The following is a 9,851-nucleotide window of genomic DNA, read 5'->3' as shown; positions in this document are numbered from 1 at the left end:
ATCATCACTATCAAATAGATATACTTTAATCTTCCGCCCAAAATTTAACATATTTTGGGCTGTTTTTATCGGATTTCTCTTAACATTCAACACTTTTGAGTCTTAAAAAACAAGTAGATGAGAGAATAAATTCTGAAAAGTTGTTTTTTGCTTGACTCTCAATTAACTATTTTTTGAGATTGTACTAATAACCCATAACTTTAGCAAAATTCTTTTCATTTCAACTTGCCCTATTAGTTACATTGTGGGATGATATATTTTTGGTACGGTAATTCTATCGAAATACTGTATATTTAAAGTTTTGCCAGTTAAATTTATAGTTACTCCTCACAATAGGGTTAACAGGAGAAGTTGCAAGGGATGCAATTAATCGAAACTAAAGAGTCTCAAAATTATCTTGATCTAGCTAAGTCTTTAGCAAAGGAATTTGCCGAGACTGCTGTGATCCGAGATGCAAAAGGGGGAACACCAAAGCATGAACGCGATCGCTTGCGTCAAAGCAACTTGCTGAAACTGATCGTACCCAGAGAATACGGTGGTTTGGAGCAAAGCTGGATAACCGTTCTGCAAATTACCCGCGAGTTAGCTAAAGTTGATAGCTCCATTGCTCACGTCTTTTCTTATCACCATTTAGGTGTAGTTATTCCTCATATCTTTGGTTCAACAGAGCAGAAACAGCGATATTACTCAGAAACTATTCAGAATAATTGGTTTTGGTGCAATGCCCTCAACCCTTTGGATAAAAGAACTACTCTGACAGCAGAAAATAATTATTTCCGGCTCAACGGGATTAAAAGCTTTTGCTCTGGCTCTCAAGATTCTGATATATTACCAATCACTGCCACTCATCAAGAAACTGGTGAATCAAGTATTGTAGTAATTCCCACCCAACGGCAAGGCGTTACTGTTCATGATGATTGGGATAATATGGGGCAACGTCAAACAGACAGTGGTAGTGTTACTTTTGAGAATGTGTTGGTGTATCCTGAGGAAATTCTTAGTAGTAGAGACAAACCCAATCAACCCTTCACCACTATTCGCGCCTGCTTAACTCAATTGAATCTTGCTAATATTTACCTGGGAATTGCACAGGGAGCATTTGAAGCTGCTAAAACATATACTAAAACCAGTACAAAACCTTGGCTGACATCAGGTGTAGAGAGTGCAACCCAAGATCCTTACATCCTCCAGCATTATGGCAAAATATGGGTTGATCTTCAGGCAGTGAAAAGCTTGACTGACCAAGCAGGAGAATTACTACAAGCGGCTTGGGGAAAAGAATGGTCACTCAGCGCCGAAGAACGTGGGGAATGTGCGCTTTGCATTGCTACTGCCAAAGTTGCAGCAACTAGAGTTGGTTTAGATATTACCAGCCGCATCTTTGAAGTTATGGGCGCACGCGCTACTAGTGCAAAATATGGCTTTGACCGTTACTGGCGCAATCTCCGCACGTTCACTCTCCACGATCCGGTCGATTACAAAATTCAAGACATCGGAAACTGGGCGTTAAATGATAAATTGCCAAAACCTGATTTTTATTCATAGTTTTTCCCTGCCGACAAAATCAATGCCCTAGTCTTAAACCTCTTTCCATAAGCATCTGAGGTTCGATATTCTCAACTTTAGGTATCGCTTCTAACTGAGGAATCCTAGCGATCGCATCCGCAATATTACCTGATTGGGCACGTAACCAAGCGGCGTGAGGTGCATAGTCAAGGCTTTGTACTATTTCGTAACCTGCTCGATTAATTACCTGACGCTGGGACTCGACATCAACACCTTCAGCAAAGCGGATGAAAACCAGTCCAGTTGGTACTGCTACCGAACCATTGGGTTGTAGTGTGTAAATTGGAGTTACTGTTCCCTGTTCTGATTGATTGGGTTCGCCTGGAAAAATTGCGATTTTACCGTCGTTAAGTTGTAAAATTGCTCCTGGTGGCATCGTCTTGGGTTGATTGTAGTGGACTGCATAATACCCAGGTTTACGAGTGTAGGATACAGAAGTGCGATTGCGAATTTGTTCAGGATACTCAGAAAAGTAGTCTTTTTGAAATCTCACTTCAGGAATCAGGGGTAAAGAGTAGAGTTGGGGAAAATACTCAGCCGGAAAATAAAACATCTTTCTCAACTTCTAATAATGTTATTTAAACGCATAAGCGCTTCACCTTCCCGCAGGGCAGGGCGCAGAGAATTCGCTACAAATTAATTAAATGTTGTATTTAGAGAGATTAAATTTTGTTTACAGCTATTTTTAGGTAAATAGACCACGCGGTAGGGGCACAGCAATGCTGTGCCTCTACGACAGATGTGGTTAATTTAACCCACTTACTTAACAAAAAATCATGATTTTAAGAAAAAAATCATGATTTTAAGAAAAAAATCGTGACTTTAACAAAAAAATCACGACTTTAAGAAAAAAATCATGACTTTAACAAAAAAATCACGATTTTAAGAAAAAAATCGTGATTTTAAGACGTAAAACTTAGAGTTAAGACGCAATGAGTTGGAAAAGCGACGTTGGGGTGTCTAAAATCGAAAATATTTAGATAAATCTCAATTTTTTAACTTAATTGCCATAATGCACAGTCAGATTACGAAACTTAAAAGTACATGGGCTTAGAACCAAAGCTGTGTGTTAATAACTAAAGAAGATACACATAGTCAAAGTAGCAGATGGAACCTTTAACTACTGCGGCGATCGCGATCGGCTCTATAATTGCCACTAAAGCCTTAGAAAAAACAACCGAAAACGTAACAGGCACTTTATTGGATAAGACTGGCAAGTTTCTCGTTACGCTCAAAAAACATTCTCCTCATACTGTAGCTGCTATAGAGAAAGCACCAGAGCAACCACTTGATTATGGCAAAGCTGTACTAGAGGTTGAATCGGCTGCTAAAGCTAATCCTGAAGTGGCACAAGCTGCACAGGAATTGGCCGCAGCAGCTAAAGCGGAACCAAATCCTAAACTTGCTGAAATTCTGGCTATGCCTAACCTAGAGAAATTGGCAGATAAAATTGGTCAGGTTGTCATGCCAGGAGGGACAGGAAATATTCAAAATCAGTCTTTTTAAATTATCGTGTGACCTAACCCCCAGCCCCTTCCCTACAAGGGAAGGGGAGTAAGATTCAAAGCCTCTCTCCGCTTGTCTGACGACAGGCTGACGCCAACGGAGAGAGGTTTGGAGAGAGGTTTTTTAGTTCTCTCGTGAACAGCAAGATTTAACTATGTATGCCTGAAGACTTTGGGAAGTTTGCCGAGAAAATTGGTGTTTACGTTGCCCCTGGTGGTCAAGCTTCCATTGGCACTCAAATTATTAACGGGCAGAAACAGCTAACTCCCACAAAATTTATCCCTCGCGGTTCTATTCATTTCGTCGGGCGAGAAATCGAACTGACAATGCTGCATGAAGACTTGCAGCGCAGAGACTATGTAGCAATAGCGGGAATGGGTGGCGTGGGCAAAACTGAATTAGCCACCCAATACGCGAGACGATATCAAGAAGATTATGGCGGCATTGTCTGGTTTAACGACAGAGAAACCAATCTCGCCGCCGAAGTTTTAGAGTTTTTCCGGTTGCAGTTTGGTTTTGAGATTCCCCAAGAATTAGGAGGAAGACTTTTAAGCCTTAAAGAACAAGTTGCCTGGTGTTGGTCTAAATATCCTAACTCCGCCTTGCCTATTTTAATTGTGTTAGATGACGTAACCGACCTAGCTAACCTCCGCGAAGTGGTACCCGATGTTCACCGCTTCCGAGTCTTAGTTACTACTCGACTGCGGCATTTAGACCCGAATTTTATTCAAGAGATTCCTTTAGATGTTCTCTCGCCCCAAAAAGAACCAGGGAAAGCCTTAGAACTGTTAAAAGGACTGTTGGGGGAAAAAGATAAGCGAGTTGACAACAAACCACAAGCCGCAACTGAAATCTGTGAATGTCTGGAATATTTGCCCTTGGGGATAGAGTTAGTTGGAGGTTATTTAGTACGCGACCCGGAAATGTCTTTAGATAAGATGTTTGAGCAATTGCAAGAACGTAAATTAGAAGAGTCAGCTTTACAACACCGGGAAACTCTCAACTCAACTCAACTGGGAGTCAAAGCCGCGTTTGCTTTAACTTGGAAAGAACTCGACCCACTAGCGCAACAACTAGGAAGATTTTTGAGTTTATTTTCTCCTGCCCTGATTCTTTGGGATTTGGTTATTTGGGTGGCGATAGGTGGAGAGGAAGCAGAAAATCAGGAAGAAAGACAGCTAACTTGGTCAGAAAATGAATTAAACGAAGCTAAAATGCAACTCTACGGGCGCAACTTGCTGCAACAGGTAGAACAAAGAGAAGGATGTTATAAAATTCATGCCTTAGTGCGGTGGTTTTTGCAAGAGCAGTTAAGGGTCTTGCATCAAAATAAAATCCCACCTCTACAGTTTCTATTGTTAGGCTTCAAATGGGTGATTGGTACAATATTTAAACGCAATTTTATAACGGCCTTTAGCGGAACCAAATCAGTTTTAGAAATAAAGTTTGCCACCGCTATGATAGCCCTTGCTCAAAATATTTCCGATTCACCCACCTTTGAGGATATCGAATTCTTCAAAGATGTCGTTCCCCATCTTGAAGACCTGGGTAAACGTATAATTGCAGAGATAAAGGAAGCAAGAGAGGCACATATAATTTCTCTAGCATCAGTCCCCAATGATCAAGTAATTTTGGTATTTATGGGGATAGGAAAATTTTATAAGGGACAAGGATTATATAAATTAGCAGAACCCTGGTGTGAACAATGCGTAAATGTTGTTTGCCAAGCTCTGTTTGCTGGCGACCATCCCGATGTCGCTACTAGCTTGAACAATTTAGCAACACTCTACGATTACCAAGGGCAGTACAGCGAAGCCGAACCCCTCTACACCCAAGCCTTGGAGATGTATAAGCGGCTGTTTGATGGCGACCATCCCCATGTGGCTGGTAGCTTGAACAATTTAGCATTCCTCTACAAAAGCCAAGGGCGGTACAGCGAAGCCGAACCCCTCTACACCCAAGCCTTGGAGATGAGAAAGCGGCTGTTTGCTGGCGACCATCCCGATGTCGCTACTAGCTTGAACAATTTAGCTTTACTCTACCAAAGCCAAGGGCGGTACAGCGAAGCCGAACCCCTCTTGACCCAAGCCTTGGAGATGAGAAAGCGGCTGTTTGCTGGCGACCATCCCGATGTCGCTACTAGCTTGAACAATTTAGCTTTACTCTACCAAAGCCAAGGGCGGTACAGCGAAGCCGAACCCCTCTTGACCCAAGCCTTGGAGATGAGAAAGCGGCTGTTTGCTGGCGACCATCCCGATGTCGCTACTAGCTTGAACAATTTAGCAGCACTCTACAATAGCCAAGGGCAGTACAGCGAAGCCGAACCCCTCTTGACCCAAGCTTTGGCAATATGCCAAAGGGTGTTAGGAGTTAATCATCCCACTACAGCAACAATTCGAGAAAATCTAGCAATCCTGCAACGCCAGTCTACTCCTCGCGCTATCTGGAAACATCGGTTAGGTCAGTTTGTCCAAAGCTTGTTAGCGATTGCAATCCTACCGTTTTCCCGGCTGTGGCGATCGCTTAAACAACTAATTCGTAATTAAAATAAACGCCTACGCGCTTCCTGCTTAATAGCTTCAATATCTGTATACTGCCCAGCACTACTGTCAATTCCTTCTTGCCAAAGACGGCGTAATTCATCAATATTCTGCAACTGCAACAAGCGTTTTTGCTTCCAGTCGCGTAGTGCTTCGCGGATAACTTCACTGCTGCTGGCATATTTGCCAGATTCCACCGCATCATGCACAAAAGCAGCCATTTCTGGTGTGAGAGCAACACTTATTTTCTCGACGTTAGGCATGGCTGGGCATCCTTTTTATTTTAAAGTAGCAAACGATTCATACCAAAAGTTAAGATTGCAATGTCTACGATGGGCTACGCCGGAGCAATTCTACCGTTTTCCTTGCTGTGGCGATCGCTTAAACGACTAATTCGTAATTAAAACATTGGCTTTGCGTCTAGGCATTTTTGCCTCAACTGTATTCTAGATTTTGTGAGGCGATCGCACTTTTGACGAAAGTTTGCGATCTACTAACCTTGAGCGATCGCTGATCAATTAATACTGTGCTACTTTAAGAAAAATACTGCAAAACTCAATCAGTATGACCAGTGCTGCATCTACGCCCGTCGTAGCGATCGCTTGAGTGTGACTCTGATGATAAAACTAATAAACCCTACTTAACACGAGTTGGTAATGAGTCAATTTATCCAACCCATAAACTTGCAAATATCACCTGATTCTTTAAATCAAGGTGAAGAAGCTATCCGCCAGGAATTAGCTTTACATCTGTACGCACAGAATATTTTTACCTTTAGTCAAGCACGTCACTTAGCTAACTTGTCTGTATGGGAATTTCAGAAACTTTTAGGACAAAACAAAATTGAGCGTCATTACAATGAAGCAGATTTAGCTCAAGATATTGAGATAATTGAAGCAGGTTTTTAGATATTGTGACCGTTGTTTGTAACGCTACGCCTTTGATAAATTTTGCAGCTATTAATCGCCTTGATATCTTGCAGGCTGCATTTAGGCAAATTGTTATTCCCCAAGCTGTCTATAATGAAACGACTGTTGCAGGTTTTCCCGGATCGGAATTTGTATTGCAAGCGATCGCTGACAGATGGTTGCAAGTTGTCTCAGTTTCAACAATAACACTCAATATACCGTCAGAATTAGATAACGGTGAACGCGAAGCAATTGCCTTAGCACTAGAAACTGAAGAAGGACAAATTTTGTTAGATGAACGTGAAGCACGCCAAGTAGCTCAAAGTTTGGGATTACAAGCAAGTGGTACTCTAGGTATTCTCTTATTAGCAAAAAATAGAAAGATAATTACACAAGTGCAACCCCTACTAGATGCCATGATTAATACTGCTCAATATTGGGTGAGTCGCAGTCTTCATGAACAAGTCTTACGACAAACAGGAGAATTAATAGACTAATGAGCAAAAAATAGGCAAATTTTCTACTATAATCGCATTCTTTAGTCTTGTGGCGATGACCTATTATTTTAATATCCCAGGAGATTAAATTATGGTTCAGGTTCGCTATGGTGGACAGAACGGCCAACAGTATGAACTTGCGATTAGTAACGAACACGTTGTAGTGCGTACCGAAAGCCGCAGTAATCTTGTCGGTGGCAGACCATTTGAAGTTGCACCGATGTCACCCCCAGCTCGTAGTATCCTTAATCAATTCGAGTTAGTAACGCGGTTTCGGCAAGCGGGTGTGGAAATTTTGCGAGCGAAAGTTCCGACTGAGGATGTCGCTTTGCGCGATCGCGCCCGTGAAATTCTCAATCAAGAGTCTGAAGTCCAATTTGCCGGACGTGTTCTGATCGATCCACTATCCAAACAACCTGTAGTCTACACCGAAAACCTCTTTGTTAAATTCGATAACCAAGAGGAGTTAAGCGTCTACGAGGAGGTATTAGGACGTTACGGCTTAACAATTAAACGCCAACTTGAATATGCACGAAATGCTTACTTTGTCAATGCACCTGCAAATACTGGTATAGCCGTCTTTGACATCGCCGAGAGACTTCTGAATCAAGAATCGGTTGAACTGTGCCATCCTGAACTAGTGCGTGAATCACGCCAACGGCAGGTTTTCCCGCAGCAGTGGCACTTAAAGCAAACAACAATTAATGGTAAGGTAATCAACGCCCATGCCAACGTCGAGGCAGCTTGGAAGTTAAGCGACGGCACAGGGACGATAATTGCAATAATTGACGACGGTGTGGATCTGGATCATGAAGAGTTCCGTTCCTCTGGAAAAATTGTTGCCCCGCGTGATGTCACACGTAAAACTAACAATCCCACGCCGGGAAACGACAATAACCACGGGACAGCCTGTGCAGGAGTAGCTTGTGCAAACGGGAACTTTGGTGCATCTGGTGTGGCACCGGGGGCAAAGCTGATGCCGATTCGTTTAGCTTCGGCGCTGGGTTCGCAGGATGAAGCAGATGCTTTTATTTGGGCGGCTCAAAATGGTGCTGATGTGATTTCTTGTAGCTGGGGGCCAGCAGATGGTGTTTGGTTTGAACCAAACGATCCTGTACATAACCAGAAAGTACCTCTGCCTGACTCTACACGACTTGCTATAGATTTTGCAATCAATAAAGGGCGTAACGGCAAAGGCTGTGTAATTTTATTCGCGGCTGGCAATGGTAACGAAAGCGTGGATAACGACGGCTACGCCAGCTACCAAAAGGTGATTGCGGTGGCAGCTTGTAACGACTTCGGTACCAGAAGCCCTTACAGTGACTTTGGTCAGGCGGTGTGGTGCGCCTTCCCCAGCAACAATGGCGATAGTTCTCAAACCCCTGGAATTTGGACAAGCGATCGCTCTGGTGTACTGGGTTATAATTCCGGTAATCGGAATCTGGGTGAGGCCGCAGGTAACTACACAAACGAATTCGGCGGAACTTCTAGTTCTTGTCCAGGTGCAGCCGGTGTAGCAGCCCTGATTATTGCCAGAAACCCAAATCTGCGTTGGGAGGAAGTGCGAGATATTATTAAACGCTCTAGCGATCGCATTGATCCATCTGGAGGTAAATATGATACAAATGGTCGCAGCCCTTTCTACGGTTACGGTCGAATGAATGCTCTCAAAGCTGTAGAATTGGCCAAGCCGACTCAGAGATCGCCCATTAGCATATTCAAAGCAGTCCAAGATATCCCGATTAACGACTTACAAACATCAACATTATCGTTGGCGATCGCTAATACCAGCCTTGTCAAATCCATCAAAGTTAATGTAGACATTGAGCATACTTTTATTGGTGATCTTGTAGTTACTCTCCTTCCCCCAGTGCAAATAGGCGTACTTCCGATCATTCTGCACGATCGTCAGGGTGGAGGTACAGATAATATTAAAACAACTTATGATGAGGTAAACACCCTTAAACTTGCTGCCTTTAAAGGTAAAAATCCCCAAGGAACCTGGACTCTGGAAGTTGCAGATAAAGCTGAGACAGATACAGGAAAGATTCGCAGCTTGACCATTGAAATTGAATTTTAATTGGGAGACAGTGCAGCCAGTCGTTGGAATGCCGATGGTACTGGACTATTTGCGAGGTGCTGGCGTATCACCTCGGCACACACCCCCGGACTTAACAACGAGGTATCGACTTCAAGGTCATAGATACCAGGGATGTGGACTTCACGTTGCCATAACTCAACCGGAGGTGGCACCGGGGAGTCGGCTGCACTTACTACGTTCCACTCCGTATTTTGTCGTCTTTTCATAATTATCTCGATGGGGCAGCGAACGCCTACGAACAAGACCGGCAATCCGTTTAAACGTCGGGCACTATCGGTTAGAATGCCCCGTTCCATTGCGTATGCGTCATGGTGTCCGACATCAACCACGACATTCAGTCCCAAGCGGCTATGGGCGGCGATGGATTCATACATGGCGCTGTACAGAATGGGAACGAGGGGTTCGAGATCCTGGCGTTCTCCCCCTGGCCGCAAACCAATCCCAGGCAGGTATCGTGCAGGAGTCATTTGCATAAATCTATCGACACCCAAGTTCATCCATACGCCATCAAACGTCTCCTGGATCAGTGCCACAATGCTCGACTTCCCTGATCGCGGGGTACCATTCAGGATGATAATCTGTCCTAGCTCCTGTGTCTGTCCCACCATCGCTCCTCCCATCCTTAGTAACTCTTAATAAATAGGCGGCGCAGTGGTTAAGAATGCGTTACCCCCAAGCGTAACGCACCCTACAAAACTGGTGACTTATCGAGTCTCCAATTCCCCATGCCCCA

The 9,851-nt window shown here is 43.6% G+C and carries 9 protein-coding genes; 6 read left to right on the top strand and 3 right to left on the bottom strand.

Translation table 11 applies throughout. The annotated features are described in order from the left end of the window. The first annotated feature begins 360 nt into the window (after positions 1-360). Positions 361-1,545 (top strand): acyl-CoA dehydrogenase family protein, encoded by a 1,185-nt coding sequence (locus tag HWQ38_RS09875; RefSeq protein WP_292792735.1) that lies wholly within the window; start codon positions 361-363, stop codon positions 1,543-1,545. A 19-nt stretch (positions 1,546-1,564) separates the two neighbouring features. Here the strand turns inward: HWQ38_RS09875 and HWQ38_RS09870 are convergent, their stop codons facing one another. Continuing rightward, positions 1,565-2,119 (bottom strand): hypothetical protein, encoded by a 555-nt coding sequence (locus tag HWQ38_RS09870; protein WP_292792733.1) that lies wholly within the window; start codon positions 2,117-2,119, stop codon positions 1,565-1,567. Positions 2,120-2,673: 554 nt separating this feature from the next. On the opposite strand from HWQ38_RS09870, the gene HWQ38_RS09865 reads away from it, so the two are divergent. Then, on the top strand, positions 2,674-3,072 hold the full coding sequence (locus HWQ38_RS09865) for a hypothetical protein (RefSeq protein ID WP_292792732.1): 399 nt from the start codon (positions 2,674-2,676) through the stop codon (positions 3,070-3,072). A gap of 158 nt (positions 3,073-3,230) precedes the next feature. Next, a complete protein-coding gene (locus HWQ38_RS09860) occupies positions 3,231-5,618 on the top strand; it encodes a tetratricopeptide repeat protein (protein ID WP_292792730.1) in 2,388 nt (795 codons plus the stop codon). Here HWQ38_RS09860 and HWQ38_RS09855 read toward each other — a convergent pair. After that, positions 5,615-5,875 (bottom strand): type II toxin-antitoxin system ParD family antitoxin, encoded by a 261-nt coding sequence (locus HWQ38_RS09855; protein ID WP_292792728.1) that lies wholly within the window; start codon positions 5,873-5,875, stop codon positions 5,615-5,617. The two genes, HWQ38_RS09860 and HWQ38_RS09855, sit on opposite strands and share 4 nt — an antisense overlap. Positions 5,876-6,268: 393 nt before the next feature. Here HWQ38_RS09855 and HWQ38_RS09850 point away from each other — a divergent pair, with 393 nt between their 5' ends. From HWQ38_RS09850 to HWQ38_RS09840, 3 genes are all read left to right on the top strand, one after another. Continuing rightward, positions 6,269-6,520 (top strand): UPF0175 family protein, encoded by a 252-nt coding sequence (locus HWQ38_RS09850; protein WP_292792726.1) that lies wholly within the window; start codon positions 6,269-6,271, stop codon positions 6,518-6,520. A gap of 5 nt (positions 6,521-6,525) precedes the next feature. Then, positions 6,526-7,017: a DUF3368 domain-containing protein gene (locus HWQ38_RS09845; RefSeq protein WP_292792724.1), complete on the top strand. Its 492-nt coding sequence runs from the start codon at positions 6,526-6,528 to the stop codon at positions 7,015-7,017. Between the two features lie 91 nt (positions 7,018-7,108). Further along, the gene (locus HWQ38_RS09840) at positions 7,109-9,097 is read left to right on the top strand and encodes a S8 family serine peptidase (RefSeq protein ID WP_292792722.1); all 1,989 of its coding nucleotides are present in this window, start codon (positions 7,109-7,111) and stop codon (positions 9,095-9,097) included. Here the strand turns inward: HWQ38_RS09840 and HWQ38_RS09835 are convergent. Next, entirely contained in the window at positions 9,094-9,726 is a 633-nt protein-coding gene (locus HWQ38_RS09835; RefSeq protein ID WP_292792720.1) for a hypothetical protein, read from the bottom strand. The two genes, HWQ38_RS09840 and HWQ38_RS09835, sit on opposite strands and share 4 nt — an antisense overlap. Positions 9,727-9,851: the final 125 nt, after the last annotated feature.

This window comes from Nostoc sp. NMS7, from assembly GCF_017115085.1.
GTDB lineage: Bacteria > Cyanobacteriota > Cyanobacteriia > Cyanobacteriales > Nostocaceae > Nostoc.
Note: the sequence above shows the minus strand (reverse complement) of the source record. Positions and strands in the feature narration are given on the sequence as shown.

Coding starts and splice junctions, on each gene's coding strand:
- HWQ38_RS09850 (WP_292792726.1), top strand. CDS start 6,269: ATGAGTCAATTTATCCAACCCATAAACTTGCAAATATCACCTGATTCT.
- HWQ38_RS09875 (WP_292792735.1), top strand. CDS start 361: ATGCAATTAATCGAAACTAAAGAGTCTCAAAATTATCTTGATCTAGCT.
- HWQ38_RS09865 (WP_292792732.1), top strand. CDS start 2,674: ATGGAACCTTTAACTACTGCGGCGATCGCGATCGGCTCTATAATTGCC.
- HWQ38_RS09835 (WP_292792720.1), bottom strand. CDS start 9,726: ATGGTGGGACAGACACAGGAGCTAGGACAGATTATCATCCTGAATGGT.
- HWQ38_RS09855 (WP_292792728.1), bottom strand. CDS start 5,875: ATGCCTAACGTCGAGAAAATAAGTGTTGCTCTCACACCAGAAATGGCT.
- HWQ38_RS09870 (WP_292792733.1), bottom strand. CDS start 2,119: ATGTTTTATTTTCCGGCTGAGTATTTTCCCCAACTCTACTCTTTACCC.
- HWQ38_RS09840 (WP_292792722.1), top strand. CDS start 7,109: ATGGTTCAGGTTCGCTATGGTGGACAGAACGGCCAACAGTATGAACTT.
- HWQ38_RS09860 (WP_292792730.1), top strand. CDS start 3,231: ATGCCTGAAGACTTTGGGAAGTTTGCCGAGAAAATTGGTGTTTACGTT.